This is a genomic window from Kitasatospora cystarginea (assembly GCF_039533515.1).
GTDB classification, from domain to species: domain Bacteria; phylum Actinomycetota; class Actinomycetes; order Streptomycetales; family Streptomycetaceae; genus Kitasatospora; species Kitasatospora cystarginea.
This window is the reverse complement of sequence record NZ_BAAATR010000029.1, coordinates 40,424-67,227: the sequence shown is the minus strand read 5'-3', so window position 1 is coordinate 67,227 and position 26,804 is coordinate 40,424. Positions and strand designations below refer to the sequence as shown.

Here is a 26,804-nt window from a genome sequence, read left to right as displayed (position 1 = left end):
GGACTGCTTGTCCGGCCGACGACAGGGAGCCGCAGATGGGTGGGCGAGAGCAGCCAGGACATGTCCCGGGACCACGGACCCTGTCCACGGATGCGCGCGCCCTCTACCTGAAGGCAATCCGCGAGAATGGCCGCCTGCTCAGTGGCCACGGCGAATTCGGCGAGAGCACCGCTCTCGCCGAGCTGCTGGAACTCGGGCTCCTTATCCCCGATAGCGAGGAACCAGATGCGCTACTGGCTGTCGACCCGGCCCAGCTGTCAGCCAGCCTGAGCTCGATATGGCAGCGCCAGGCACTCGATCTGCTTTCGCGCGCCGTCTCCCTGCCACTCGATCTCAGTGAACTCGCCGAGGCTTTTCACACCCCCGACAAGACCGGCGGAGCAATCGAATACGTCCGCGGGAAAGCACTGATCAATCAGCGGCTTCAGCAGGGTATGGCGGGTGGAATCACCGAGGGCCTTGCCATGCAGCCCGGCGGACCGCGACCTCCCGAACTCCTGGCCTCAAGCCTCCAGCGGGATCTGGAAAGCGTTCAGCACGGCGCCACGATGCGAACGATTTACAACGCCAGCACTCGATACCATCAGCCGACCCGTGACTACGTGGCGAAGCTGTCCGGGGAGGGCTGGCAGTTCAGGACACTCGATGAGCCCTACGCCCGCCTCATAGTCGTCAACCGGAGATTCGCCGTAATCCCCGTGGCCGGCGATGATCTGGCCGCCTTCATCTACGACCAGGCGGTCGTGAACTTCCTCGCCGAGGAGGTTTTCGAGCGCAACTGGAGTCGGGCGCTGGAGTTCGACGGCAATCGCACCGTCCCACAGCAGGTGGTGTCCCGCCTCCGGCGGACCATAATCGAGCTGCTGCTGTCCGGCACGAATCACCGCGTCATCGCGCGCAGACTCGGCATCAGCGAACGGACGCTCGCGCGGCATATCGCGGAAATGCGGGAGGAGTACAACGTCGACTCCCTGTTCCAGCTCGGCTACGTGCTCGGACGCACGCACCGCGAGGAGCCCGACTAGCAGCGGAACGCTGGGAGGACTCCCGACTCCCGACGGAAGGGGTGTTCCCGGCATCTGCAGGGGGACAGCCGCCCACCTGGAGACTCAGTCCCCACGCCCGGGAACCACCTCAACGACCGCGACCGGCCCCTCAGCCCCAGTTGAGATCGCTGGCAGTGACCTGCGGTGCGTTCTGCACCTGGACGCCCGCAGCCTGCGTTGTGCCGCTCGGCGCCTGCGCGATGCTCACTGAGAGGAAGCCGGCAGCCAACACGGTCGCAGTGGTGGCAACCGGCATCACGATCTTGCGGACAAACCGACGCATACCAGACACGACCCACCCCTTTCTGCAAGTTTCGCGAGTCGAACTTTATAGAACTGGCGCCCACATGATGCCGCACTTGCGAGGCGGTGTCATCCGTCAGCCCGTCGACAGTGCGTCATCTCCCTGCCAGGCATCCAGATGACAGGACGCAAACCTGGACGCGGCCGCCGCCCTCGATGGACGATCAGTTCGCTCCCGATAGTCTCGCCAAGATCGCCATTCTTGCCGATGTACCTTCAAATATCTCGAGATAGCAGCGCACCATCAAGTTTTTGCTTGAGTTGCCCCCATCAACAGAGCCTGCCGGTATCCCCCGATACCCGGTCGGCCGTCCCCCGGAGTCGACATGAGTGAGCCCTACCTGCGCCAGCGCGCCGTCCAGACCCCCGAGGGTCGGCGCGCACGGGTGTTCCTGGCCGCGCCGCTGATGCGGTTGACCGGTCCGGCCGACAGCGTGGTGACCCTGGCCAGCCGGACCAGGCTGACCACCCTCCGCTCGACGCTGCTCCGCAGCGGCGCGGCCGTGTACAGCGCTCACCACAGCGACGCCTGGACCGTGGAGGGACGGGCCCCCGAGCCCCGGGTGCCGTCCGACTTCCGCGCGCTGCAGACCGCCGACCTGGTCTTCGCCTACGTCGGCGCCCCGCTCTCGGCCGGTGTGAGCCTGGAGCTCGGCTGGGCCTCCGCGCTGCGCAAGCCGGTGGTGCTGCTGGTGGACGAGGCGATCACGCACAACCCGCTGATCGCCACCATCGAGCAGGTCGCACCGGTGCTGCCGCTGGTCTTCGACGACACCTGGTCCCAGGAGGCGCTGCGCCACACCGTGGAGACCGCGCTCGACTGGGCGGGCATGGCCCTCTCCCTCCGCGAGGGCTTCTGGACCGCCCCCGGTGACGCGTTCCCGACGCCCCGCCAGGAGCGCCCGGCCTCCGGCCCGTTCGACTACTGGGGCTCCGAGGTAGCGACCGGCTGACCACCGCGCGTCACTCACCCGACGGCACCTCGCTTCCCCGCATCTGCCAGCCGAGTTGGAACAGCGTCTGGGCGTCGTACAGCTCGCGCAGCCGGGAGATATGACCCGCGACCGTGCGCTCGCTCAGCCCCAGCCGACCGGCTACCACCCGCTGGGTCAGCCCTTGAGCCAGGAGCCGGCCGACCTGCTCATGGGCCGGGACCGCGCCGCCTTCCGGCTTGGCGCTGCGCCACTGGACCCGCTCGGCCCGCTCCCAGTCCCGCTCGAACACGCCCACCAGGAAGGCCACCACCGCCGGGTCCTCGATGAACGCCGCACTGCTGTTGTCCGCGGCGGCCGGGATCACCGCGATCCGCCGGTCGAAGATGAGCATGCGGGTGAACGGTTCGGCCAGGATCCTGATCTGCTCGCCCCATTCACTGGTGACCGCCGCGTACTGGAGAGTTGACGGATCATCCCTGACCTCGGGCTGGTAGATCGTCCGGCTGCTGCCACCCCTGTCGAGGAACCGACGCAGACGTTCCATCGACTGGGCCAGATGTCCCGCCGGCCGTGGTCCGGGCTGCGCCGCCGATATCTCCTCTCGGCTGTCGGCCTCGATCTGGAGGATCCGATGCCGGATCTCCTCCATGTCGTCGACGTGCTGCACCTCGCTGGAGCGGTCCACCTTGCGCGGAGAGGCGTCGTAGGCCTCGGTCAACTCGCCCAGTAGCGAAGGCATCTGCTCCGCCTGAACCAGCATCTGGGTGCCCGCCGCCCGCAGCCCGGCGCTGATCCGCTCGCCGACCGAGCGCGGGTTCACCGCCGTCAGCGAGGCGTCCTCGGTGTGGTGCACCAGCAGCCCGAGCTCGAGCAGCCGCAGCACCGCCGGCGCGTCCGACTCGGCGACGTCCCGGAACAGCACCCGTCCGCCCTGCTCCAGCACCGCGAAGTACAACGCCCGCTCGGCCTCGTCCGGCAACGCGACCAGCCCGGCCTCACTCACCGTCACGCCCCTCACCCCGCATCAACCATCCGAGCTGGAAAAGCGTTTGGGCGCCGTAGCGGGCCCGCAGCCGGGCGATGTGTCCGGCGACCGTGCGCTCGCCGAGTCCCAGCCGGGTGGCGACGGCCCGCTGGGTGAGGCCGGCAGCGAGCAGGCGGCCGACCCGGTCGGGGGCGGAGTGGGTAGTGGTCCGCGCCTTGGGGGCGGACCAGCGGACGGCATCGGCGCGGGCCCAGTCCCGCTCGTGGACGGCGAGCAGGAAGGACAGGACGGCCGGGTCGGTGAGGAAGGCGGCCCGGCTGTGGTCGTCGGCCGCCGGGACGACGGCCACGGCACGGTCGATGATGATCATCCGCTGGAACGGCTCGTCCAACACCCGGACCTCGCCGCCGTGTTCGGCGATCGCGACCGCGTAGTCCACGGTGGCCGGTTCGCCCAGCACCACCGGCTGGTAGAGCGCGCGCAGCGACGCACCCCGGCGCACCAGCTCCAGATCCTGGCGCCGGGCCAGGGTCATGGTCTCGGGCTGCCTCGGTCCCGGTTGGGCGGTGAGCAGTTCGTGCCGGCACTCCGAGACCAGTTCGGCGACCCGGTGGCGGATCCGTTCGCCGCCTTCCAGGACCACCGGTGCCAGCGGGTCCACGGGGGGCTTTCGGACCGAGTCGTACGCGCGGGCCAGTCCGTCCAGGACGGTCGGGAGTTCCTCCGCCTCCAGCAGCAGGCGGGTGGCCGACGAGCGCAGCCGGGCGCCGATCCGTTCGGCCACCGCGCGCGGGCTGACCGCGAAGTACGCGTCGTCGAGCGGGTTCTCCATCAACAGGCCGATCCGGACCAGTTCGTCCCGGGCCGCCGAGTCCGCGGCGGAGATGCCCGTGGCCGGTATCCGGCCGCCTTCGGCGAGCACCGCCAGATAGAGCCGGCGGGCGGCCTCACCCGGTACTCCGGATCCCTGGTCGGCCACCGGATCCGCACCCAATTCGAGCACCCCTGCCGACTTCCCTCTGCCGTCCTCTGCCGTTCTGGATCATGATCTCAGCAGGCTCGGCCGTCGGAGTCGCTGGAGCCCTGTAGCTGCGGGCCCCCCGGGGCCAGGCGCGGCTGCGCTCTGAAACCCGCGGGAAGCCCGCTGCGGCACGCCATTGCCGAGGCGCTTTCGGAGAGGCGGAGCAGCAACGCCTCTCCGACTCCGGTTCCGGGGGCCATCACCACACATGGCGTCCCGTCCGGCGCTCTTCCCCCCGATGCGCGTCGGCATGGTCCGAAGACCCTGCGCACCCACGTTGAAGAGCAAGTCGCCGTCCTCAGGCTGCGGTTGCCTGGACGACCTGGCGTGGCTCCACCCTCACAGCGGGAGGCTGACGGAACAAGTGGCGTCCGGTTGCAGGTTCCCGCAAGTGCAGGAACATGCAGGGAGCCGGGCCGGGCGGCCATGGGGTTTCCCCGTCTTTACCAGCATTTGTACTTGCTGACGCGCACTTGACAACTGCTAGGTGGGGCCACCTGGCCGGGGTCGGCGACGGCACGGCCCGGCCCGGCCGATGAAGACATAGGCTGGCCCTATGGCTCTCTCAACCCACGTTCCCGAGCTCGGCGCGCTGGAACTGCTGCTGGCGGTGGCCCGGCTGGGCAGTGTGGGCCGGGCGGCGGCGGAGCTGGGCGTGAGCCAGCCGGCCGCGAGCGCCCGGATCAAGGGGATGGAGCGGCAGATCGGGGTGGCGCTGCTGGAGCGGTCGCCCCGCGGTTCACGGCCGACCGAGGCCGGGCAGCTGGTGGTGGAGTGGGCGCGCGGCGTGGTGGAGGCGGCCCAGGCGCTGGACGCGGGCATCGACGCACTGCGCGGGAGCCGGGACGCCCGGCTGCGGGTGGTGGCCAGCCTGACGGTGGCCGAGTACCTGATGCCGGGGTGGCTGCTGGCTCTGCACGAGGCCAACCCCGGCACGGCGGTGACGCTGCGGACGGCCAACTCCGCCGATGTCGCCGCCCAGGTGCTGGCCGGGCAGGCGGACCTCGGCTTCGTGGAGGGCCCGCGGTCGCCCGCCGGGCTGTCCGGTGCGGTGGTGGCCGCCGACCGGCTGGTGGTCGTGGTCGCACCGGACCACCCCTGGGCGCGCCGCTCGGTGATCACCGGGCCCGAACTGGCGGCGACCCCGCTGGTGCTGCGCGAGCCGGGGTCCGGCACCCGCGAGGTGCTCGACCAGGCGCTGACGCCCTTCGGCGGCACGGCCCCGCCCCGACTGGAGCTGGCCTCCTCCACCGCACTCAAGGCGGCCGCGATGACCGGTGCCGGGCCGGTCTGCCTGAGCGAACTGGTGGTGGTCGAGGAACTGGCCACCGGGCGGCTGGTGTCCGTACCGCTGGAGGGGGTCGACCTGCACCGCCCGCTGCGCGCGGTCTGGCCCGCCGGCCAGCGCCCCAGCGGGCCCGCCCGCACCCTGCTGGGCCTCACCCGCAAGACCGGACGGACGGGGGACGCGGGAGCCTCGAGAAGGTAGCCCCGGCTGCGCACGGCCCGCCGGGACGCTCCGGGCGCAGCGGCCGTCCGCCACGCGCGGCTCCCCGCGCCGCCCGGGCCGCACCCGGCCTCCCGGAGCAGACCTGAGTGGAATAGACTCAACTTAGTGCATGCTGTACGAGTCACCATTTTGAGAGGAGCACGCCAGCAGTGGATGCCAGCAAGTTCACCAGCAAGACCCAGGACGCCCTGTCCGCCGCGATCCGCCAGGCCAGCGCCGCAGGTAACCCGGACGTCAAGCCGGTGCACATCCTGCTGGCCCTGCTGGAGCAGCCGGAGGGCATCGCCCGCCCCCTGCTCGAGGCGGTCGGCGCGGACGTCGCAGCCGTCACCGCCGCCGCCCGCCGGCAGCTGACCGCGCTGCCCAGTGCCATGGGCTCGACCGTGTCCGCACCGCAGCTCGCCCGGGACACCATGGCCGTGCTCACCGAGGCCGGCAAGCGCGCCGAGGACCTGGACGACCAGTACGTGTCCACCGAGCACCTGCTGGTCGGCCTGGCCGCCGAGGGCGGCCCGGTCGCCGACCTGCTGAAGCAGCACGGCGCGACCCCCAAGGCACTGCTGGCCGCGTTCAAGGACGTCCGGGGCAGCGCCCGGGTCACCTCCCCCGACCCGGAGGGCACGTACAAGGCGCTGGAGAAGTACGGCACCGACCTCACCCAGGCCGCCCGCGACGGCAAGCTGGACCCGGTGATCGGCCGGGACCAGGAGATCCGCCGGGTGGTCCAGGTGCTCTCCCGCCGCACCAAGAACAACCCGGTGCTGATCGGCGACCCGGGTGTCGGCAAGACCGCCGTGGTCGAGGGGCTGGCCCAGCGGATCGTCGCCGGTGACGTGCCCGAGTCGCTGCGCGGCAAGCGGCTGGTCGCCCTGGACCTCGGCGCGATGGTCGCCGGAGCCAAGTACCGCGGCGAGTTCGAGGAGCGCCTGAAGGCCGTCCTGAACGACATCAAGGACAGCGACGGCCAGGTCATCACCTTCATCGACGAGCTGCACACCATGGTCGGCGCGGGTGCGGGCGGCGACTCCGCGATGGACGCGGGCAACATGCTCAAGCCGATGCTGGCCCGCGGCGAGCTGCGCATGGTCGGCGCCACCACGCTGGACGAGTACCGCGAGCGGATCGAGAAGGACCCGGCGCTGGAGCGCCGCTTCCAGCAGGTGCTGGTCGGCGAGCCCAGCGTCGAGGACACCATCGCGATCCTGCGCGGGCTCAAGGGCCGCTACGAGGCGCACCACAAGGTGCAGATCTCGGACGCCGCCCTGGTCGCCGCCGCCACCCTGTCCAACCGCTACATCACCGCCCGCTTCCTGCCCGACAAGGCCATCGACCTGGTGGACGAGTCCGCCTCCCGGCTGCGGATGGAGATCGACTCCTCCCCGGTCGAGATCGACCAGCTCCAGCGCGCCGTGGACCGCCTGCGGATGGAGGAGCTGGCGCTGGAGAAGGAGTCCGACCCGGCCTCGGTCGAGCGGCTGGGCAAGCTGCGCCGCGATCTGGCCGACAAGCAGGAGGAGTTGAGCACCCTCAACGCCCGCTGGGAGCAGGAGAAGAAGAGCCTCAACCGGGTCGGTGAGCTCAAGGAGCGCCTGGACGACCTGCACGGCCTGCTCGAACGGGCCCAGCGCGACGGCGACTTCGAGCGCGCCTCCAAGCTGATGTACGCCGAGATCCCGGCCGCCGAACGGGAGTTGGCCGACGCCCAGGCCAGGGCGGCGGACGAGGACGCGAGTGCCGCGATGGTCAAGGAGGAGGTCGGTCCGGACGACGTGGCCGATGTGGTCGCCTCCTGGACGGGCATCCCGGCGGGCCGGCTGCTGGAGGGCGAGAGCGCCAAACTCCTGCGCATGGAGGAGGAGCTGGGCCGCCGCCTGATCGGCCAGAAGGAAGCCGTCCAGGCCGTCTCGGACGCCGTGCGCCGCACCCGGGCCGGCCTCTCCGACCCGGACCGCCCGACCGGCTCGTTCCTCTTCCTCGGCCCGACCGGTGTCGGCAAGACCGAACTCGCCAAGGCCCTCGCCGGCTTCCTCTTCGACGACGACCGGGCGATGGTCCGGATCGACATGAGCGAGTACGGCGAGAAGCACTCGGTCTCCCGCCTGGTCGGCGCCCCGCCCGGGTACGTCGGCTACGAGGAGGGCGGCCAGCTCACCGAGGCGGTCCGGCGCCGCCCGTACAGCGTGGTGCTGCTGGACGAGGTGGAGAAGGCCCACCCGGAGGTCTTCGACGTGCTGCTCCAGGTGCTGGACGACGGCCGCCTCACCGACGGCCAGGGCCGGACGGTCGACTTCCGCAACGCCATCCTGATCCTCACCTCCAACCTCGGCAGCCAGTACCTGGTCGACCCGGGCACCCCGGAGGAGCGGAAGAAGGAGCTGGTGCTGGACACCGTGCGCAGTGCCTTCAAGCCGGAGTTCCTGAACCGGCTGGACGACATCGTGGTCTTCGACGCCCTCGGCACCGCCGAGCTGAGCCGGATCGTCGACCTCCAGGTCGCCAGGCTCGGCGCACGGCTGCACGAGCGCCGACTCACCCTGGACGTCACCGAGGCGGCCCGCGACTGGCTGGCACTGACCGGTTACGACCCGGCCTACGGGGCGCGGCCGCTGCGGCGGCTGGTGCAGTCCGCGATCGGCGACCAGCTGGCCCGGGCGATCCTGGCCGGCCAGGTCCGCGACGGGGACACCGTGGTGGTCGAGCGCGACGAGGCCGGCGACCAGCTCACCGTACGGGCCCAGCACCCGGTGACCTCGCTGGAGAAGTGACCCCGGGGCCGGGACGCACCGTCCCGGCCCCGGCTCCACGAACTGCGCGATGACCTGTGCGTTGACCTGCGGGATGACCTGTGCAACGACCTCCTCCGGGACGTCGCCGAGGCGGTTCCCGGGGTGGTCGCGAGGACGGTCCAGGACCGGCAAACCGGCCCGTTCTGGATCTTCCGGGCGGACGCGCAGGCGTCCCCTGTGTCGTGAGCGCGGAATGAGGCAGGATGGGGACATGGAAGGGCGGCCCCTCAGTTCCAGCCACCCTTGTGCACTGAGAATACGAAGGACCTCCCATCATGAGCATCGACCCGTCGTCCATCCCCTCCTTCGGCGCGCCGCAGCCCCCGCAGGGTGGCCGCCCCGCCGGTCCGCCGCCCGTGGTCGTCCCCGACCAGGCCCTGGTGGCGCAGTTGCTCGACCAGATGCAGCTCAAGCACCTGGTGGACGACGAAGGCGACCTCACCGCGCCGTGGGACGGCTTCCGCGTCTACTACATGTTCCGCGGTGAGCAGAAGGAACTCTTCGCGGTGCGCGCCTTCTACGACCGCGCGTACCCGCTCGAGGACAAGCACGAGATCCTCGACCTGATCGACGAGTGGAACCGCGAGACCCTCTGGCCCAAGGTCTACACCCACACCCACGAGGACGGCGTGGTCCGCCTGATCGGCGAGGCCCAGATGATCGTCGGCACCGGCGTCAACCTGGACTACTTCGTCACCACCACCGCCAACTGGACCCAGGCCGCCGTCGGCTTCGAGCAGTGGATCATCGAGCGCCTCGGGCTGCAGAAGGACATCGAGGGCGAGCAGGGCGAGGACGACTCCTCCGACGAGGGCTGACCCCGCGCGCACGCGTCCGGGCCCGCCACCCCCGCCCGGGGGCGGCGGGCCCGGACGCGTCTGGGCCCGTCCCCAAGCCGCTGTCCGACACCGTGGCGGCCCCGCCGCGGGAGGGGATCGGGCGCCGGCCTCCGTGGTCGGCGTGCGGCCCCGGATCCGCCCGGACCCCTCGTCAACTGTCCGCCCCCCGGCCGGTACCCCGTTGGGGTGCCACGCGCGGGACACGCCGCGCGGGAGACTGTCCGTCGTTTCTCCGCTCTCCGGATCATCGGACGTTCCTTGGCCCCGCGCCGACCGCTCTCCAGGCGTTCCCGCCGACCGGCGCGTGGCGGCGACGGACGCGATGTGCTTCTCCCGCAGTGGACTTGTCGTCCTCCGCCCGCACCCGGAGGATGGTCGCACCACGAACCGCGAGGAGCCGAGATGGGTGCGCGACCGCTGTTGAACCGCAGGCTGGCGGGGCTGGGGACGACGATCTTCGCGGAGATGTCCGCGCTGGCCGCGGCCACCGGCTCGATCAACCTCGGCCAGGGCTTCCCGGACACCGACGGGCCCCGGGAGATCGCCGAGGCCGCCGCCGAGGCGGTACTGACCGGACGCGGCAACCAGTACCCGCCCGGCCCGGGCATCCCCGGGCTGCGCACCGCCATCGCCGAACACCAGCAACGGTTCTACGGGCTGGCGTACGACCCGGACAGCGAGGTACTGGTCACCGCCGGTGCCACCGAGGCCATCGCCGCCGCGTTGCTGGCACTGCTCGAACCCGGCGACGAGGTGATCGCGTTCGAGCCCTTCTACGACTCCTACGCCGCCTGCATCGCGATGGCCGGCGCCGTACGCGTGCCGCTGACGCTCCGCCAGCCGTCCTTCCGCCCCGACCTGGACGAGCTGCGCTCGCTGATCACCCCGCGCACCCGTCTGCTGCTGATCAACACCCCGCACAACCCCACCGGCACCGTCCTCACCCCCGCGGAGCTCGCCGCCATCGCCGAACTCGCCGTCGAGCACGACCTGCTGGTCATCACCGACGAGGTCTACGAGCACCTGGTGTTCGCCACGGGACACCACCCGATCGCGGGCCTCCCCGGTATGCGCGAGCGCACCGTCGCCATCTCATCGGCCGGCAAGACCTTCTCCTTCACCGGCTGGAAGGTCGGCTGGGTGACCGCGAGCGCTCCCCTGGTCTCGGCGGTCCGCACGGCCAAGCAGTACCTCACCTACGTCAGCGCCGGCCCCTTCCAGTACGCCGTGGCCGAGGCCCTGCACCTGCCCGACGGCTACTTCGACGCCCTCCGCGCCGACCTGCTGCGCAAGCGCGACCTGCTCGCCGACGGCCTGTCGGCCGCCGGCTTCCAGGTCTTCAGCCCCGAGGGCACGTACTTCATCACCACCGACATCACCCCGCTCGGCGAGAAGGACGGCCTGGAGTTCTGCCGCTCGCTGCCCGAACGCTGTGGTGTGGTCGCCATCCCCAACGTCGTCTTCTACGACAACACCGAGGCCGGGCGCAGCCTGGTGCGGTTCACCTTCTGCAAGCGGGACGAGGTCCTGCGGGAGGCCGTCGAACGGCTCGGGCGGCTCTGAGCCCGGTCGGCGAATGGCGCCGCGTCGCTCAATCCCCGGCAACGGGCGGCGAGTTCACACCGATGCGGCAGAGATCGCCTACCGGGGCGAACAGGTCGGCTGGGGCCTCACCACCGACCGCCAGCGGCGGGCACCGAGCGCTGGCCGCGGCCGCCGCGCCGTCCCGGGATGCCCCGGGCCCGGCCGTCGGCGGCCGCCGCTTCCCCCGTCCCGGCCACCGCTGCCCGGTCGAGCGCCGGACCGCTCGGCGGGGTGCCCGCCGTTCCCCGGTGGACCATCGGGCGCAAGCGGAATGATCAGGATCGGTTCCCGGTGCGTCAGCTCGACCGAGAGGGCGCATAACTCACAACTGCCCGCCAGTTCACACCAGTCACGCCGGGCGCGCGAGGCGCACGCCGGGCGCCTGGGACGTGCACCCGGCATGAATAGGCTCGCATCGGACAGACTTGTTCATGCCTCTGATCAGACCGCGAACGCGGCTGCATCCAGAACGGTGAATGGCTGGCAAAGATGGGTAAATCCCTGACGGACCCGGAGAATTCGTGCTTCTCTGCTGCTGAATCTCCAGCCGGAATCCTTCCTTCCATGGTCGGCCGCGCCAGTGACCGCAGCACAGCCTTCTACAGCCCGCCATCAGCGGGGTCTGCTGCTGCTCGGCCGGCGCGCACGGAGTTGAAAAGCGGAGTCGAGCATGCTCACCACACTGCAGACCTCCTACACCGACACCTGCGCCGGTGACCTGGCTTGGCGCCTGGGCGGCGACCCGCTGCCCGCGCTCGCCGTACACAACCTGATCCTGGACAGCCCGGACGGCATGGACACCCGGAGCGGTCCAGGCGGCCGGAGGGAGGACGACGCGCCGGCCGCGCGGGCCGGTGGGACGCTGCAGCTGCGCCTGCTCGGCGCCTCCCACCAGGTGATCCTGGCCGCGAGACCGGGCGAGTGCCTCGAGACCGTCGCCTGCATGCCGGGGCAGCGGACACCGCTCCCGGCCCGGGTGGCCAAGCAGGTGGCGGGCTGGGAGTACGAGTTCGCCGCCCGGATCGAGGAACTGCCACGGCACATCTTCGCCGCCAGGGCCCAGGAACTGCTGTCGCTGGTCGAGGGCCACCCCCGGGCGCTGGCCGGGGTCTTCCCCGGCGATCCGAGCGCCTTCACCGCCCTGATGGCCCATGGCGACCAGCACCGCGTGCTGTGGCGGACCTGGCACGCGTACCCGCAGGAGGGCCGGCTGGTCTGCACCCGCTCCTCCCTGGTGGTGCGCAGCGCTCCGCCGGATACCGTCGGCCCGGCGGTTCACCCCGACGGGTCAAGCAGGTAACCCGTGCTGATGAGGCGTCAACTCCACGCGCCACCCTGTCCCCCGAATGGGCGCAGCCCCGAGCGCCGTACGTCGCCTAGCGTTTGTTCATGATCAACCAATCCGCGGGCCCGCCGGCGCAGCCGGGCCTCGACTCCGCAGACCCTGCCCTGATCGGCCGGATCGGTGCAGGGGCGGTCCGCGCCCGGGACGCCATACCGGGCGGGCGGCTGCGCCGGCCGGCCCGGCCGCTGGTGCTGCTCGCCGCGTTCGTCTGCGCGGCCTGCGGTCTGGTCTACGAGCTGGAACTGGTCGCCCTCGGCGGCTACCTGCTCGGCGACTCGATGACCCAGACCTCCGTGGTGCTGTCCGTCATGGTCTTCGCGATGGGCGTCGGCTCGCTGCTCGCCAAGCGGCTGGCCCGCCGCCCGGCCACCGCCTTCGCCGCGATCGAGTGCGCGCTGGCGTTGGTCGGCGGACTCTCGGTGCTGATGCTGTACTCCTGCTGGGCCTGGCTCGACCAGTACCGGGCGACCATGGCCGGACTGGTCGGGATGACCTTTGTGATCGGGGCGCTGATCGGCGCCGAGATCCCGCTGCTGATGACGCTGATCCAGCGGATCCGCTGCGAGGACGCCGGCCGCGCCGCCGCCGACCTGTTCGCCGCCGACTACGTCGGCGCGCTGATCGGCGGGCTGGCCTTCCCGTTCCTGCTGCTGCCCACCTTCGGCCAGGCCACCGGGGCGCTGCTGACCGGGGCGGTGAACGCCGTCGCGGGCGCGGCCGTGGTGCTCTGGCTGTTCCGGGAGGAGCCGCCGCCCCGGGCCCGGACGCTGCTGTGGACCGGCTGCGGCCTGGTGCTGGCCGCGCTGGCCGCAGCCGCCGCCTTCACCGGTGCGATCGAGCGGGCCGCCCGGCACGCCCTGTACGGGGCCCAGGTCCGCTTCGCCGCCCAGAGCCGGTTCCAGGAGATCGTGCTGAGCGGACCCGCCCGGCCCGCCGTGCCCTGGGCGGCTCCCTGGGCCCCGGCCGTCGTCGAAGCCGCCGACCGGGTCCCGCCGCAGCGCACCGGGGGCCCGTCGCGGGTGAACGGTCCCTCCGATCCGCCGCTGGAGCTGTTCCTGGACGGCCGGTTGGCCGTCTGCGGCCCCGACGAGTACCGGGACCACGAGGCGCTGGTCCATCCCGCGCTGGCCGCCGGCCCCGGCGCCCGGGTCCTGGTGCTCGGCGGCGACGGGCTGGCGCTGCGCGAGGTGCTGCGGCACTCCCGGGTGCGGTCGGTGGTGGTGGTCGAACAGGACCCGGCGCTGCCCGCCCTGGTACGCGCGGACCCGGCGCTCGGCGCGCTCAGCGAGCACGCCTTCGACGACCCACGGGTCCGGCTGGTCGTCGCCGATCCGCTCCGCTGGCTGCGTTCGGACCGCAGGTCGACGCGTGAGCCGTTCGACGTCATCGTCTCCGACCTGCCCGGGACCGACGGGCGGCGCGGCGAGAAGTACGCGTCGCTGGAGTTCTACGGCCTGGCCGCACGCCGGCTGGCGCCGTACGGGCGCCTGGCGGTCCGGACCGGACCGGTCGGTCCCGCGCTCTGGTCGGCCGAGGCCGGGCTGCGGGCGGTCGGACTGCGCACCGTCCCGTACCAGGGGGAGGACGGCGGGCACCAGTGCTCGGGCAGGCCACTGCCTGGTTCGGCCTTCGTACTGGCCGGGCGGGAGCAGCCCGTGCTGGCACTCGGTGCGGACGCCCCGGCGCCGCGCTCGCTGACCGCCGCCGGGCTGCGCGAGGCCGCCCGGCGGCTGGCCGAGCGCCGTCCGACCGGGGCGGCGGCGCCGATCACGCTGCTCGGGTGAGCGCGGCCGTCCCGGACCTGCTCCGCCCGGGCCCGGGCTCGCCCGGCCCGCTCTGTCCGACGCGGCACGAGACGGCATCCGAGAGGGCGTCAGGGGCGCACGGCCTACCGGGATGTCCCGTTCCATCGCGTCCACCGCGGGGTGTCCGCCGCGGGGTGCTCGCCGCGCACGCACCCGGCGAAGTCGGATGACTGCACTGAGTGAGCCGGTCGGGCGACGGGGACGGCACCGGTGCCAAGAACCTGCCCGCTAGCTCTCGCCCCGGGTGGACGGGTCGGTAGGCTCGCGGGCATGGAGCATGAGGTTGTCGTCCCGCTGCCGGCCGCCGTCGTCCAGCTGGCCATGCAGGATCCGGAACTGCTGGTCCGCTGTGTGCCCGGGCTGAGCACCGACGCCGATGAGGACGCCGAGGCCGGCGCCGCCGAGGACGCCGCGAAGAACGCCGCCAAGAAGTCCGGCAAGGGCGGCCGGAGCCGGAAGAACGCCGCCAAGAAGGCCTCGCGGTACGCGTTCGGCGACGAGATCGGCGGCCGGCTCCGGCTGCGGATCGGCGGCTCCACCATCACCTACCGTGGCGTGCTCTCGCTGATCGGGGGACGGGAGGGTGTCCTCACCGCCTTCGGCGAGGGCCAGGAGTCGCGGGGCAGCGGCGAGGCGAGCGCGACCGTCAGGATCGCCGTCGCCCCGGCCGACGACGAGGAGACGCCGAGCACCGCCCTGCGGTTCACCGGCGACCTGAGCGCGAGCGGCCGGCTGGCCGAGCTGGACTCCGCCACCCTGGCCGCGGCCGGTCGTCGACTGCTGGAGCGGTTCGCCGCCGCGCTGGCCGCCGAGGCCGCCGGCGAGGAGCCGCCCGGCGCCACCGTCGTCTACCTGGAGGCCCACGCCCCGGGCTTCGGCAGCGACCTGGACGAGGACCTCTCCGACTTGATCCCCTTCTCGGACGAGGCCGTCTTCGCGAAGAGCCAGGAGGAGCCCGCCGAGACCACCGAGACCACCGAGACCGCTGAAGCCACCGAGACCGCTGAAGCCACCGAAGCCGCCGAGGCCGCCGAGGCCGCCGAGGCCGAGACCGCCTCTCCGGAGGCCGGGGCCGCCGAGCCGGAGGAAGCGACCGCCGGGGCGGCTGAGGCTGCGGAGGCCGAGGAGACTGCCGAGGCAGCCGAAGAGGCAGCCGAGACGGGCGTGACGGAAGGGGCCGGTGCGACCGAGGCGGCGGAAGCCGCACAGGGTACGGGCGAGGCCGAGGAGGAAACGGTCGAGGAGGCGGTCGAGATCCCCGACTCCCCGGCGGGCCTGCCCCACGAGTTCGAGCAGGAGTACGAGCAAGGTCTCGGCTCGGCGGACGAACCGCTCACCGGCCCGGTGCGCCGGAGCATCGTCGGCCGCTCGGCCGAGGAGGTGGACCACGCCCCGCCGCGCGGCCGGTACGCGCCCGCGCCGCCCGCCCGCAGCGCCCGTGACCGGGCCGCCACCCGCTGGGCCGGAACGGACGTGACCCCGGTCAGCGGCGGCCCGATCGGTGACCGCGGCGCGATGCCGTGGGTGATCGGCGGTGGAGTGGCGCTGATCGGTGGCGCGGTGATCCTGGTGCGCGCCCTCCGCCGACGCTGACGCCCCCAGGGGAGACGGGACCGGGTCCACCGGCGACCCGCGGTTGCGCACGCACGCTGGCCCGGGTGCGACCGGCCGCATGCGCGGCCGGTTCCGGCTCCACGGGTTCCGCCGTGCCGGTGCGGGCCCTTCGCGGTCGCGCAGGGGCTCCGGGGCCTAGACTGGCTGCTCATGAACAATGACCGCGACGCCCTGCTGGCGCAGATCAAGGACAAGGCCGTCGTACACGGCAAGGTCACCCTCTCCTCCGGCCTGGAGGCCGACTACTACGTGGACCTGCGCCGCGTCACGCTGGACGCCGAGGCGGCGCCGCTGGTGGGCAAGGTCATGCTGGACGCCACCGCGGACCTGGAGTACGACGCCGTGGGCGGGCTGACCCTGGGCGCCGACCCGGTGGCCACCGCGATGATGCACGCCGCCGCCGCCCGCGGCCGCAAGCTCGACGCCTTCGTGGTCCGCAAGACGGGCAAGGCGCACGGTCTGCAGCGCCGGATCGAGGGCCCGGACGTCAAGGGCCGCCGGGTGCTGGCGGTCGAGGACACCTCCACCACCGGCGGTTCGGTGCTCACCGCCGTCGAGGCGCTGCGTGAGGCCGGCGCCGAGGTGGTCGGCGTCGCGGTGATCGTGGAGCGCGGCGCAGCCCCGGCGATCGAGAAGGCGGGTCTGCCCTACTACACCGCCTACACCCTGGACGACCTGGGCCTGTAAACCCGGAGGTCGAGCAGATTACGGCGACGGCCGGTGTTTCACGTGAAACCACGTGAAACACCGGCCGTCGCCGTCGTCCGGGCCGCCCCGTTCAGACCTTGCGGTGGCGGCCGCCCCCGGTGACCGGCTCGCTGCCCTCGGTGGCCAGGCCGGCCTTCTTCTTCTTGCGCTCCCGCAGCACCTCGACGATGATCGGCGAGACCGAGATCAGGACGATCAGCGCCATCGCCGGGATCAGGTACTTGTCGATCACCGGCGCCATCGCGTCACCGAAGAAGTAGCCGATCGCCAGCATGGACTCGGTCCACAGCACACCGCCGACCACGTTCCAGGCGAAGAAGGTCTTGGCCGGCATCTCCAGCGTGCCCGCGACCGGGTTGAGGAAGGTCCGCACGATCGGGATGAAGCGGGCCATCACCACGGCCTTCGCCGGGCCGAACTTGTCGAAGTACTCCTCCGCCTTGACCACGTACTCCCGGCGGAAGATCTTCGACTCGGGCTTGTCGAACAGCCGTGGTCCGACCTTGGCGCCGATCAGATGGCCGAGCTGCGCTCCGGCGACGGCGCAGATCGGCGCGCCGAGGAAGAGCACCGCGGCCGGGAGCCTGGCGCCCTCGCCCAGCACCGTGGAGGCGGCGCTGGAGGCGGCCACTCCGGCCAGGATCAGCAGGGAGTCGCCGGGGAAGAAAAACCCGACCAGCAGGCCCGTCTCGGCGAAGATGATCGCGAGCAGCCCGATGGCACCCAGCGACGAGATCAGCGACTTTGCGTCGAGCACGTTGACGGCTAGCTGGTTCATGGTGTCCACGCGCGCAGGATAGCGTTCCGGGCTGGCGAAGAGCTGAAGACACCGGTACGGCGGGGCCCCGGCAGCGCCTTCGCGGCCCGCTTCGAAGGGCTCCGTCCCAGGTGGTGGGCCGCTGGGTGACCCCGGGGGACGAGTCTGGGAAGATGGCACGGGTGTCCGCCTCGCGGTCATGGAACCACCCTCGTCCCTCGTACCGCGGTCGGCACCGTCGAACCGGGTGCCGGAGCCGCAGCGCAGCGTCGCGCCGGCCAGCAACTGCCTCATTTCGACCCAGGCGTACCGCGTCTCGGACAGAGTCGTCCGAGCGCCCCACACCGACAGGAGCGGATTCGCATGCCCATCGCAACTCCCGAGGTCTACAACGAGATGCTCGACCGGGCCAAGGCGGGCAAGTTCGCCTACCCGGCCATCAACGTCACCTCGTCGCAGACGCTGCACGCCGCCCTGCGCGGTTTCGCCGAGGCCGAGAGCGACGGCATCATCCAGATCTCCACCGGTGGCGCGGAGTTCCTCGGCGGCCAGCACAAGAAGGACATGGTGACCGGCGCCGTCGCGCTCGCCGAGTTCGCCCACATCGTGGCCGCCAAGTACGACATCACCGTCGCGCTGCACACCGACCACTGCCCGAAGGACAAGCTGGACGGCTACGTCCGCCCGCTGCTGGCGATCTCCGCCGAGCGCGTGGCCAAGGGCCAGAACCCGCTCTTCCAGTCGCACATGTGGGACGGCTCCGCCGAGACCCTGAGCGACAACCTGAGCATCGCCCAGGAGCTGCTCGCCCAGGCCGCCGCCGCCAAGATCATCCTTGAGGTCGAGATCACCCCGACCGGTGGCGAGGAGGACGGCGTCTCGCACGAGATCAACGACGAGCTGTACACCACCGTCAACGACGCCGTCCGCACCGCCGAGGCCCTGGGCCTGGGCGAGAAGGGCCGCTACCTGCTGGCCGCTTCCTTCGGCAACGTCCACGGTGTCTACAAGCCGGGCAACGTGGTGCTGAAGCCGGAGCTGCTGCGCGAGCTGCAGGACGCGATCGGCAAGCAGTACGGCAAGACCGACCCGTTCGACTTCGTCTTCCACGGCGGCTCCGGCTCCACCCCGCAGGAGATCGCCACCGCACTGGAGAACGGCGTCGTGAAGATGAACCTCGACACCGACACCCAGTACGCGTTCACCCGCCCGGTCGCGGACCACATGTTCAAGAACTACGACGGTGTGCTGAAGGTCGACGGCGAGGTCGGCAAGAAGAGCACCTACGACCCGCGCACCTGGGGCAAGCTGGCCGAGGCGGGCATGGCCGCCCGCGTGCTCGAGGCCGCCCAGCAGCTGCGCTCGGCCGGCAACCGCATCAAGTAAAGGCCCGGCCGCATCGGGTGGGTCCCGGCCCACCAGGCAAGGTCCCTGCCCACCGGGCAAGGCCCCGGCCCACCGGCCCACCGGGCTACCGGGCTACCGGGCTACCGGGCCCCGAGAGCACCAGGGGGTGCCCTCCGCGACGGCGGAGGGCACCCCTTCGGCATGAGCGGCGGGCGGCTACTGCTTGAGCTCGGCGTAAGCCTCCGCGCTGCTGTCGCGCAGGAACTGCCAGCAGCGCTCGGCCTCCTCGGTCTCCTTGATCGCGTCCGCCGCGCGGGCCAGGCCGGCGAGGCAGCGCAGGAATCCCCGGTTGCCCCGGTGCTCCCACGGCACCGGGCCGTGGCCCTTCCAGCCGTTGCGGCGCAGCGCGTCCAGGCCCCGGTGGTAACCGGTGCGCGCGTAGGCGTACGACTCCACCACGCGACCGGCGTCGAAGGCGTCGTCGGCGAGCATCGCCCAGGCCAGCGAGAAGGTCGGGAACGCCGCCGCGACCTGGGTCGGGGACGCCGACTCCTCGCCGAGCATCCGGTACGGCTGCTCGTCCTCGGGCAGCAGGGTCGGTTCCGGTCCGCCGAGCAGGTTCTTGTAGTTGGTCATGCAGTGAAGTCTGCCATCCGCGCCCCCGCACACGGTCCGGAGGCGTTCGGGCACCATCCGTGGCATCGGGGGTCTTGCGCTCCGGTCGAATTGAGAGTATGTGGACAGCCCGCCGCGCGGCGTGCAAGGGTGGTCGACACCGTCAACTAGTTGACGGTGCATCACCCTGTCGGGCGACCAGAGAGCGTACGCGTGCGAGCAACCACGAAGGGCCGTTCCCAGGCCGCCCCGAACCGCCGGCAGGCCAGACGCCGCCGACAGGCCAAGCGACGCAGACTGGCCATTCAGCTCGCACTGCTGGGCGGAGGCCTCGCCGCGGCCGCCGCACTGGTGGTACCCGGCGGCGGCAGCGACAGGCCGACCGCCGGTCCGACCGCCCAGGCCCGGGCGGTCCCGTCGATGAGCGAGTCGCCCGCCGCCGGCGGTTCGGACAGCCCCAGCGGCCGCGTGGAGACGCCGAGTTCACCCGGCGCCACGTCCTCGTCCTCCTCGTCGCCGTCCTCGCCCTCGGCCCCGCCCCCGGCGAGCAGTTCGGCCGACCCCGGACCGGCCAAGGGCAAGGGCACCTTCACCACGGCCGTCGCCGACGGCGCCGCCGCCGGGCAGGGCAACATCCGCCGCTACAAGGTCGAGGTCGAGGACGGCATCGGGATCGACGCCCAGGCCGCCGCCAAGCAGATCCACAACATCCTTTCCGACAAGCGGAGTTGGACCACCAACGGCAAGGACGGCTTCCAGCTGGTGTCCGACGGCAAGTACGACTTCACCATCAAGATCGCCTCACCGGCCACCGTCGACGCGATCTGCGCGACCGGTGGACTGAACACCGGCGGCGAGGTGAACTGCGACGTCGGCCCGCAGGTCGTGGTCAACCTCAAGCGCTGGAACACCGGTTCGCCGCAGTTCACCGGATCGATCGACGACTACCGCGCCCTGATCATCAATCACGAGGTCGGCCACCGGATCGGCCACGGCCACGAAGGCTGCCCCGGCAAGGGCAAGCTCGCCCCGGCGATGATGCAGCAGATCTACGGCCTCAACGGCTGCCTGCCCAACGCCTGGCCGTACACCGCCGACGGCACCTACATCAGCGGTCCGAGCGTGCCGTAACCGCGGGGCCCCGTCCCACCGGGCCGCGCGAGCGGCCCCGGCAGCCCACGCGGTCCCCCGCGCTTCGGGTCAGTACTCGATCGCGGCGATGCCGTCCGAGGTGCCGAGGACCAGTCGGCCGTCGGCCAGGGTGAGGGCCCAGACCTGGGAGCCAAGGCGCAGGTCCAGCGGCTCGGAACGGTGCGGCGCGCTGATCCGGACCAGGCCGTCGGCCCAGGCGGCGGCGAGCACCAGGCCGGCCGGGGTCCCGGCCGCGGCGACCGCGTTGACCGGCCCCTGACGACGGGCCGACGGCTCGGCCTGCGGCGCCGTTCCGGGCCACCAGGCCCGGACGGTCCCGTCGAAGCCACCGCAGACCAGCACCGGGCGCCCGTCCACGACGGCACCCGCGAGGGCCGTCACCGGGCCGGTGTGCAGCCGCTCGGTGAGTACCGTGCCGTCCTGGTACCAGTGCACCGAACCGGACTCGTCGGCCACCGCCGGCGCCGAGCCGGGCAGGCCGGGGACGGTGGCCAGCGCGCTCAGGCCGCCCTCGGCCGCACCGCGCAGCGCGTCCAGCGGGCCCGCCGTCGCCGAGGGCTGTTCGGCAGTACCCCCGGGAGCCGGTACCGCCTCCAGGCCGCCCGAGGCGTCCAGCAGCAGCACCTCGCCGTCGGCGGTGACGGCGAGCGCCCGCAACGGCTCGGGACCCGGCGTGGCCACCCGGGCCAGCGGGACACCGGTCTCCGCCTGGACGGTGCGGATGGTGCCCCCCGGGTCGGCGAGCAGCAGCTGGCCCGCGTAGGCGCCCGCGCCGAGAGCCAGCGAGGCCACCGGACCGGGCCAGCCGATCGAGGAGTTGGGCCAGAGCGCCCAGGCCCCGCGCCAGGGCGCGGGCACGGTGGCGAGCCGCTCGGCGGCCCGGTCGTCCAAGCCGATCAGCCGGGTGCGCAGCAGGGTGGCCCGTACGCCGGGGTCGGGTTCGGCGATCAGCGCCGGCCCGGCCGCGTCCCAGGCGGCCGGGATCGGGCCGCCGATGTCCTCCAGGGCGGCGGTCACCGCGACCGGCCCCGCACAGGTGAGCATGGCCGGATCGGCCAGCAGCCCGACGGTGCCGCCCTCGCGGGTGGTCGCCGTCCAGAGTTCGGAGAGCACCCGCTCGTCGGCGGTGGTCGGGTCGAGGCCGCCGTCACCGCGGCGCGGCACCCGGGCGGCCAGTTGGGCCACGGTGACGGGGGCTTCGGGCCGGGTGTGGCCGAGCGCGGCACCCGGGCTCGGGTAGCCGGCGGAGTCGGCGTTCAGGCCCGCGCACCAGTGCTGGTAGCGGGCCTGGTCGGTCCACTGCGGCAGATCGAGGTCGAGGACGGCGGGCTGCTCGACGGCGGTGAGGCCGAGCGCCCCGGGGCTGCCCTCCGGGGCCTCCACGATCAGCCGGATCCGGGGCAGGCGCAGCAGCGGGTCGAGGAGTTCGGCGACCAGCCGGGCGGGGTCGGCGGCCCGGTTGAGGCCGGGCAGGCAGACGACCGTCCGACCGTCGCTCTCGGCCAGCGCGCTGAGCAGGTCGCCGGGAGTGCGGGCGACCACGCCGAGTCGGCGGCCGAGCGCCCAGACCACGCCCCGTACGCTCGTGCCGTCGGCCGGGACCACGGCGTGCAGCCGCCGCCGCTCCGGGGCCCCTTCACCGCCGCAGGCCTGGACCAGCCACTCCAGCAGGTGGGTCTTGCCCGAGCCGGGTGCTCCGGCGATCCGGCAGAGCCGGGGGGCGCGGTCGTCGTCCAGCCAGCCCAGCAGCGCGGCCCCGGCCGGGCGTCGTCCGGCCCGCAGCGGCGGTATCGCGTGGCCCTGCCCGGTCATGCCCACTCCCCCATCGTCCTTGCCTCTCCGGCCGGTTGGTGAGCTTACTTGGCCCTCCGCGACGGCTCGGCGCAGGCGTCCCTCAGCCCATGACGGGCAGGTACCCGGAGAGGTCGCTGCGCTCCCCGCTGGCCGAGACCGCGGTGGACTCGACCGCGGCGGCCCAGTCGGTGCGTCCGGTGGCGAGGCGGATCCAGCTGAGCGGGTCGGTCTCGACGACGTTCGGCGGGGTGCCCCGGGTGTGCCTCGGCCCGGGTACGGCCTGCACCACGGCGTACGGGGGGATCCTCAACTCCACTGATCCTCCGGGGACCTGCGCGGCGAACGCGTCGGCCAGCAGCCGGGTGACGGCGGCCACCGCTTGCTTGACGTGCGGGAAGCCGGCCAGGCCGAGCGCGTCCGCGAGGTCGTCCGCGTGCACCACGGCCTCGACCAGGCGGGTGACCAGTACGTCGGTCATCAGTATCGGGCCGAAGCGGCTCGCGAACTTCCGTCCGGGCTCGGCGACTTCGGGGCGGTCCAGGGCGCTCAGCAGTGCGTCGGCGGCCCGGTCGAACTCCCGGGCCACCTCCTCGGGAGTGCCCCCGAAGGCCTTCCGCGCGTGCTCCTCGACCATCTCCTCGACCGCCGCGGCCGCGGTCCGCGTCAGGCCCACCCACTCGACCAGGGGCAGCGGATCGCCCCCCGGCACCGGGCCGTCGAGCCGCCCGGGCAGCATCTCCAGCGCCTGGCCGAGGTGCGCGACCAACTGCCGGACCTTCCAGTCCCCCAGCCTGGTCGGCCGGTTGAGCATCTCCTCGGCATCGGGACGGGCGCAGAGCTCGCGGACCGCGCCGCGCAGCACCTCGGCCTGCCCGGCGAGGGCGGCGCGGACCTTGACGGGGTCGTACACACGGGGCTTGGTCATACCCGGCAGGCTAACGAAGCGCCGGTGTACGGAACAGCGGCCCGGCCGAGCGGGCGCACGGCGGGGTTGAGTACCGGCCGCGACAGTGGTCAGGGGCGCGGTTCCGGTTCCCCGCGCCCCTGACCACTGTCGCGCCGCCCCGGACGGGGCCGCGTGCGAACGGACTAGGCGAGCAGCGCCTCGATGACGCCGGTGTGCGCGTCCTTGAGCTCGGTCAGCGAGACGCTGAACTGGCCCTGGACGTCGAGGGTTTCGCCGTCCACGACACCGATGCGGGTGGCCGGGAGACCGCGCGCACCGCACATGTCGTTGAACCGGACCTCCTCGCTGCGCGGCACCGCGACCACCGCGCGCCCAGCCGACTCGGAGAACAGGAACACGAACGGGTCCATGCCCTCCGGCACCACGACCCGGGCACCGTTGCCGCCCTTGAGGCAGCTCTCCACCAGCGCCATGCCCAGACCGCCGTCCGAGAGGTCGTGCGCGGCGTCGATCATGCCGTCGCGCGAGGCGGCGATCAGGATCTCGCCGAGCAGCCGCTCGCGCTCCAGGTCCACCTTGGGCGGCAGGCCGCCGAGGTGGTCGTGGATAACCTGCGACCAGGCGGAGCCGCCCAGTTCGTCGGCGGTGTCACCGAGCAGGTAGAGCAGCTGGCCGGACTCGCCGAAACCGATCGGGGTGCGCCGGTTGACGTCGTCGATGACGCCGAGCACCGCGACCACGGGGGTCGGGTGGATGGCGACCTCGCCGGTCTGGTTGTAGAGCGAGACGTTGCCGCCCGTGACCGGGGTGCCGAGCACCTGGCAGGCGTCGGCCAGGCCGCGGGTGGCCTCGGCGAACTGCCACATCACGTCCGGGTCCTCGGGGGAGCCGAAGTTGAGGCAGTCGGAGACGGCGAGCGGCTTGGCGCCGCCGGCCGCGACGTTGCGGTACGCCTCGGCCAGGGCCAGCTGGGCACCGGTGTACGGGTCCAGCTTGGTGTAGCGGCCGTTGCCGTCGGTGGCGAGGGAGACACCGAGGTCGGTCTCCTCGTCGATCCGGATCATGCCGGAGTCCTCGGGCGAGGCGAGCACCGTGTTGCCGAGCACGAAGCGGTCGTACTGGTCGGTGATCCACGCCTTGGAGGCCTGGTTCGGCGAACCGACGACCTTCAGCAGGTCCGCCTTCAGCGCCTCGCCATCGGCGGGCCGGGCGAGCCGGGACCCCGTCGGCGCGTCGGCCTGAAGCGCGTCCTGCCAGCTCGGGCGGGCGTACGGGCGGTGGTAGGTCGGACCCTCGTGGGCAACGGTGCGCGGCGGTACGTCCACCACCAGCTCACCGTGCCAGAAGATCTCCAGGCGCTCGCCGTCGGTCACCTCACCGATCACGGTGGCGATGACGTCCCACTTCTCGCAGATCTCCAGGAAGCGGTCGACCTTGTCGGGCTCGACGATCGCGCACATGCGCTCCTGCGACTCGCTCATGAGGATCTCCTCCGGCGAGAGCGTGTGGTCGCGCAGCGGCACGGTGTCCAGCTCGATCCGCATACCGCCCGAGCCGGCCGAGGCCAGCTCGCTGGTGGCGCAGGACAGCCCGGCGCCGCCGAGGTCCTGGATGCCCTTGACCAGCTTCTCGGCGAAGATCTCCAGGGTGCACTCGATGAGCAGCTTCTCCTGGAACGGGTCGCCGACCTGGACGGCGGGGCGCTTGGCCGGGCCGGTCGCGTCGAAGGTCTCCGAGGCCAGCACCGAGACACCGCCGATGCCGTCGCCGCCCGTCCGGGCGCCGTACAGGATGACCTTGTTGCCGGCGCCGGAGGCCTGCGCGAGGTGGATGTCCTCGTGCTTCATCACGCCCACGCAGAGCGCGTTGACCAGCGGGTTTCCCTGGTAGCAGGAGTCGAAGACGACCTCGCCGCCGATGTTTGGCAGGCCCAGGCAGTTGCCGTATCCGCCGATGCCCGAGACGATCCCGGGCAGCACGCGCCGGGTGTCCGGGTGGTCGGCCGCGCCGAAGCGCAGCGGGTCCATCACGGCGACCGGCCGGGCGCCCATCGCCAGGATGTCGCGGACGATGCCGCCGATACCCGTGGCCGCGCCCTGGTAGGGCTCGATGTACGACGGGTGGTTGTGCGACTCGACCTTGAAGGTGACCGCGTAACCCTGGCCGACGTCCACAACGCCGGCGTTCTCGCCGATACCGACCAGCATCGCGTCGCTGTCCGGCTTCTTCTCGCCGAACTGCTTCAGGTGCACCTTGGAGCTCTTGTACGAGCAGTGCTCCGACCACATGACGGAGTACATCGCCAGCTCGGCGCCGGTGGGGCGGCGGCCTAGGATCTCCCGGATCCGGGCGTACTCGTCTTCCTTCAGACCGAGCTCGGCCCAGGGCTGGGCGGCGTCCGGGGTCTGCTCGGCGTTCTTGACGGTGTCGAGGGACATCAGGTGTTCACCAGCTGCTTCAGAACGGAAGTGAAGAAGCCCAGACCATCGGTTCCGCCGGTGCCGACCAGCGGTTCGACGGCGTGCTCCGGGTGCGGCATCAGACCGACGACGTTGCCGGCGGCGTTGCAGATGCCGGCAATGTCATTGAGCGAACCGTTCGGGTTACCCACCTCGCCCGGGCCACTGGCCAGGTAGCGGAAAACGACCCGGCCCTCGGCCTCGAGCTCGTCGATGGTGCGGGCGTCGGCGGTGTAGCGGCCGTCCATGTTCTTCAGCGGGATGTAAATCTCCTGTCCCGCCTGGTAATCAGACGTCCACGCGGTACCCGCATTCTCCACGCGCAGCTTCTGCTCACGGCAGATGAAGTGCAGGTGGTTGTTGCGGAGCATCGCACCGGGCAGCAAGTGCGACTCGGTGAGCACCTGGAAGCCGTTGCAGATGCCGAGGACCGGCATTCCCAGCTTCGCCTGCTCGATGATGGTCTGCATCACGGGCGAGAAGCGGGAGATGGCACCGGCCCGGAGATAGTCGCCGTAACTGAATCCGCCCGGCAGGACGACCGCGTCGACCTGGTGGAGATCCTTGTCACGGTGCCAGAGGGCAACCGGCTCGGCGCCGGCCAGGCGGACCGCGCGCTGGGCGTCGCGGTCGTCGAGAGAGCCGGGGAAAGTGACTACGCCTACGCGGGTCGTCACTTCGCCTCCTCCTCGATGCGGACGGTGAAGTCCTCGATCACGGTGTTGGCGAGGAAGGTCTCGGCGGCTTCGCGGATGCGGGCGAGCGCGGCGTCGTCCACCGGCCCTTCCAGCTCCAGTTCGAAACGCTTGCCCTGACGGACATCGGCGATCCCGTCGAATCCCAGACGGGGCAGTGCACGCTGCACCGCCTGTCCCTGGGGGTCGAGGATCTCCGGCTTGAGCATGACGTCGACTACGACGCGTGCCACTTGCACTCCCGGTGGTGTGGTGCGTGAAGGCGGGGGACCTTCAGACTACCGGGGCTTTCGGCCGAGTTTGCCTGCCGGTCAGGGCAACGCGCGTAGACCAACGCCCCTTACGTACCAAGGGTTCCAGGGCGCTCAGCCACCTCTTGGAGTGCCCGCTTTCAGCGGCTTAAATCCCCCTTGTGGAGCATCCACGGGAACGTCCGAATACCGGCACTCCGGACAGATCGACCACCCGTATCGGGACTATCCGCCAAGCGTGAAGACCGATGAAAATTCGGAAAAAGAAAGCATGGAGGCCTTCGATTTCCACCCGCTTCGGGTGCAGAATAGGGCGACCGGCAACGGAGAGTCGGGCGTATCGGCA

22 protein-coding genes are annotated in these 26,804 nt (G+C 71.9%); 12 read left to right on the top strand and 10 right to left on the bottom strand.

Annotation, left to right across the window (positions count from 1 at the left end):
• The first annotated feature begins 35 nt into the window (after window positions 1-35).
• A complete protein-coding gene (locus ABD369_RS27325) occupies window positions 36-1,025 on the top strand; it encodes a LuxR C-terminal-related transcriptional regulator (protein ID WP_344639208.1) in 990 nt (329 codons plus the stop codon).
• Between the two features lie 130 nt (window positions 1,026-1,155).
• Here the strand turns inward: ABD369_RS27325 and ABD369_RS27320 are convergent, their stop codons facing one another.
• Window positions 1,156-1,338 (bottom strand): hypothetical protein, encoded by a 183-nt coding sequence (locus ABD369_RS27320; RefSeq protein WP_344639207.1) that lies wholly within the window; start codon window positions 1,336-1,338, stop codon window positions 1,156-1,158.
• A 337-nt stretch (window positions 1,339-1,675) separates the two neighbouring features.
• Between ABD369_RS27320 and ABD369_RS27315 the strand changes: the two genes are divergently transcribed.
• On the top strand, window positions 1,676-2,302 hold the full coding sequence (locus tag ABD369_RS27315; RefSeq protein WP_344639206.1) for a hypothetical protein: 627 nt from the start codon (window positions 1,676-1,678) through the stop codon (window positions 2,300-2,302).
• Window positions 2,303-2,312: 10 nt separating this feature from the next.
• On the opposite strand, the gene ABD369_RS27310 is transcribed toward ABD369_RS27315, so the two are convergent.
• Complete coding sequence (locus ABD369_RS27310; protein WP_344639205.1) at window positions 2,313-3,293, bottom strand: LuxR family transcriptional regulator; 981 nt, start codon at window positions 3,291-3,293, stop codon at window positions 2,313-2,315.
• Window positions 3,280-4,248: a LuxR family transcriptional regulator gene (locus ABD369_RS27305; RefSeq protein ID WP_344639204.1), complete on the bottom strand. Its 969-nt coding sequence runs from the start codon at window positions 4,246-4,248 to the stop codon at window positions 3,280-3,282. The genes ABD369_RS27310 and ABD369_RS27305 overlap by 14 nt, the downstream gene beginning before the upstream one ends.
• Before the next feature lie 598 nt (window positions 4,249-4,846).
• Here ABD369_RS27305 and ABD369_RS27300 point away from each other — a divergent pair.
• From ABD369_RS27300 to pyrE, 8 genes are all read left to right on the top strand, one after another.
• On the top strand, window positions 4,847-5,779 hold the full coding sequence (locus ABD369_RS27300) for a LysR family transcriptional regulator (protein WP_344639203.1): 933 nt from the start codon (window positions 4,847-4,849) through the stop codon (window positions 5,777-5,779).
• A gap of 170 nt (window positions 5,780-5,949) precedes the next feature.
• Window positions 5,950-8,565: an ATP-dependent chaperone ClpB gene (gene clpB, locus ABD369_RS27295; RefSeq protein ID WP_344639202.1), complete on the top strand. Its 2,616-nt coding sequence runs from the start codon at window positions 5,950-5,952 to the stop codon at window positions 8,563-8,565.
• Between the two features lie 296 nt (window positions 8,566-8,861).
• Window positions 8,862-9,404, top strand: a complete 543-nt coding sequence (locus tag ABD369_RS27290) for a type III secretion system chaperone family protein (protein ID WP_344639201.1) — start codon at window positions 8,862-8,864, stop codon at window positions 9,402-9,404.
• A 423-nt stretch (window positions 9,405-9,827) separates the two neighbouring features.
• A complete protein-coding gene (locus ABD369_RS27285) occupies window positions 9,828-10,988 on the top strand; it encodes a pyridoxal phosphate-dependent aminotransferase (RefSeq protein WP_344639200.1) in 1,161 nt (386 codons plus the stop codon).
• A 691-nt stretch (window positions 10,989-11,679) separates the two neighbouring features.
• Entirely contained in the window at window positions 11,680-12,309 is a 630-nt protein-coding gene (locus ABD369_RS27280; RefSeq protein WP_344639199.1) for a DUF2617 family protein, read from the top strand.
• Window positions 12,310-12,398: 89 nt separating this feature from the next.
• On the top strand, window positions 12,399-14,138 hold the full coding sequence (locus ABD369_RS27275) for a spermine/spermidine synthase domain-containing protein (RefSeq protein WP_344639198.1): 1,740 nt from the start codon (window positions 12,399-12,401) through the stop codon (window positions 14,136-14,138).
• Between the two features lie 291 nt (window positions 14,139-14,429).
• Window positions 14,430-15,752, top strand: a complete 1,323-nt coding sequence (locus ABD369_RS27270; RefSeq protein ID WP_344639197.1) for an SRPBCC family protein — start codon at window positions 14,430-14,432, stop codon at window positions 15,750-15,752.
• Window positions 15,753-15,923: 171 nt separating this feature from the next.
• Entirely contained in the window at window positions 15,924-16,460 is a 537-nt protein-coding gene (gene pyrE, locus ABD369_RS27265) for an orotate phosphoribosyltransferase (protein WP_344639196.1), read from the top strand.
• Between the two features lie 91 nt (window positions 16,461-16,551).
• Here the strand turns inward: pyrE and ABD369_RS27260 are convergent, their stop codons facing one another.
• The gene (locus ABD369_RS27260; protein WP_344639250.1) at window positions 16,552-17,259 is read right to left on the bottom strand and encodes a DedA family protein; all 708 of its coding nucleotides are present in this window, start codon (window positions 17,257-17,259) and stop codon (window positions 16,552-16,554) included.
• Window positions 17,260-17,601: 342 nt separating this feature from the next.
• Here ABD369_RS27260 and fbaA point away from each other — a divergent pair, with 342 nt between their 5' ends.
• Window positions 17,602-18,624: a class II fructose-bisphosphate aldolase gene (gene fbaA, locus ABD369_RS27255; protein WP_344639195.1), complete on the top strand. Its 1,023-nt coding sequence runs from the start codon at window positions 17,602-17,604 to the stop codon at window positions 18,622-18,624.
• Window positions 18,625-18,801: 177 nt separating this feature from the next.
• Here fbaA and ABD369_RS27250 read toward each other — a convergent pair whose 3' ends face one another.
• Entirely contained in the window at window positions 18,802-19,221 is a 420-nt protein-coding gene (locus ABD369_RS27250; RefSeq protein ID WP_344639194.1) for a DUF3151 domain-containing protein, read from the bottom strand.
• Between the two features lie 192 nt (window positions 19,222-19,413).
• On the opposite strand from ABD369_RS27250, the gene ABD369_RS27245 reads away from it, so the two are divergent.
• Window positions 19,414-20,331 carry a DUF3152 domain-containing protein gene (locus ABD369_RS27245; RefSeq protein WP_344639193.1) on the top strand — a complete coding sequence of 306 codons (918 nt, stop codon included), beginning with the start codon at window positions 19,414-19,416 and terminating at the stop codon, window positions 20,329-20,331.
• A 69-nt stretch (window positions 20,332-20,400) separates the two neighbouring features.
• On the opposite strand, the gene ABD369_RS27240 is transcribed toward ABD369_RS27245, so the two are convergent.
• The 5 genes from ABD369_RS27240 to purS all read right to left on the bottom strand — a co-directional run bounded on the left by ABD369_RS27240 (window position 20,401) and on the right by purS (window position 26,440).
• On the bottom strand, window positions 20,401-22,164 hold the full coding sequence (locus ABD369_RS27240) for a hypothetical protein (RefSeq protein WP_344639192.1): 1,764 nt from the start codon (window positions 22,162-22,164) through the stop codon (window positions 20,401-20,403).
• An 82-nt stretch (window positions 22,165-22,246) separates the two neighbouring features.
• A complete protein-coding gene (locus tag ABD369_RS27235; RefSeq protein WP_344639191.1) occupies window positions 22,247-23,071 on the bottom strand; it encodes a maleylpyruvate isomerase family mycothiol-dependent enzyme in 825 nt (274 codons plus the stop codon).
• A gap of 164 nt (window positions 23,072-23,235) precedes the next feature.
• A complete protein-coding gene (purL, locus tag ABD369_RS27230) occupies window positions 23,236-25,491 on the bottom strand; it encodes a phosphoribosylformylglycinamidine synthase subunit PurL (RefSeq protein ID WP_344639190.1) in 2,256 nt (751 codons plus the stop codon).
• Entirely contained in the window at window positions 25,491-26,189 is a 699-nt protein-coding gene (gene purQ, locus ABD369_RS27225) for a phosphoribosylformylglycinamidine synthase subunit PurQ (protein WP_344639189.1), read from the bottom strand. Before purQ ends, purL begins: the two co-directional genes overlap by 1 nt.
• Window positions 26,186-26,440 carry a phosphoribosylformylglycinamidine synthase subunit PurS gene (gene purS, locus ABD369_RS27220; protein WP_344639188.1) on the bottom strand — a complete coding sequence of 85 codons (255 nt, stop codon included), beginning with the start codon at window positions 26,438-26,440 and terminating at the stop codon, window positions 26,186-26,188. The genes purQ and purS overlap by 4 nt, the downstream gene beginning before the upstream one ends.
• Window positions 26,441-26,804: the final 364 nt, after the last annotated feature.

Coding starts and splice junctions, on each gene's coding strand:
- ABD369_RS27315 (WP_344639206.1), top strand. CDS start 1,676: ATGAGTGAGCCCTACCTGCGCCAGCGCGCCGTCCAGACCCCCGAGGGT.
- ABD369_RS27235 (WP_344639191.1), bottom strand. CDS start 23,071: ATGACCAAGCCCCGTGTGTACGACCCCGTCAAGGTCCGCGCCGCCCTC.
- ABD369_RS27275 (WP_344639198.1), top strand. CDS start 12,399: ATGATCAACCAATCCGCGGGCCCGCCGGCGCAGCCGGGCCTCGACTCC.
- ABD369_RS27300 (WP_344639203.1), top strand. CDS start 4,847: ATGGCTCTCTCAACCCACGTTCCCGAGCTCGGCGCGCTGGAACTGCTG.
- ABD369_RS27240 (WP_344639192.1), bottom strand. CDS start 22,164: ATGACCGGGCAGGGCCACGCGATACCGCCGCTGCGGGCCGGACGACGC.
- ABD369_RS27290 (WP_344639201.1), top strand. CDS start 8,862: ATGAGCATCGACCCGTCGTCCATCCCCTCCTTCGGCGCGCCGCAGCCC.
- ABD369_RS27260 (WP_344639250.1), bottom strand. CDS start 17,259: ATGAACCAGCTAGCCGTCAACGTGCTCGACGCAAAGTCGCTGATCTCG.
- pyrE (WP_344639196.1), top strand. CDS start 15,924: ATGAACAATGACCGCGACGCCCTGCTGGCGCAGATCAAGGACAAGGCC.
- ABD369_RS27285 (WP_344639200.1), top strand. CDS start 9,828: ATGGGTGCGCGACCGCTGTTGAACCGCAGGCTGGCGGGGCTGGGGACG.
- ABD369_RS27250 (WP_344639194.1), bottom strand. CDS start 19,221: ATGACCAACTACAAGAACCTGCTCGGCGGACCGGAACCGACCCTGCTG.
- ABD369_RS27270 (WP_344639197.1), top strand. CDS start 14,430: ATGGAGCATGAGGTTGTCGTCCCGCTGCCGGCCGCCGTCGTCCAGCTG.
- purL (WP_344639190.1), bottom strand. CDS start 25,491: ATGTCCCTCGACACCGTCAAGAACGCCGAGCAGACCCCGGACGCCGCC.
- ABD369_RS27280 (WP_344639199.1), top strand. CDS start 11,680: ATGCTCACCACACTGCAGACCTCCTACACCGACACCTGCGCCGGTGAC.
- fbaA (WP_344639195.1), top strand. CDS start 17,602: ATGCCCATCGCAACTCCCGAGGTCTACAACGAGATGCTCGACCGGGCC.
- ABD369_RS27325 (WP_344639208.1), top strand. CDS start 36: ATGGGTGGGCGAGAGCAGCCAGGACATGTCCCGGGACCACGGACCCTG.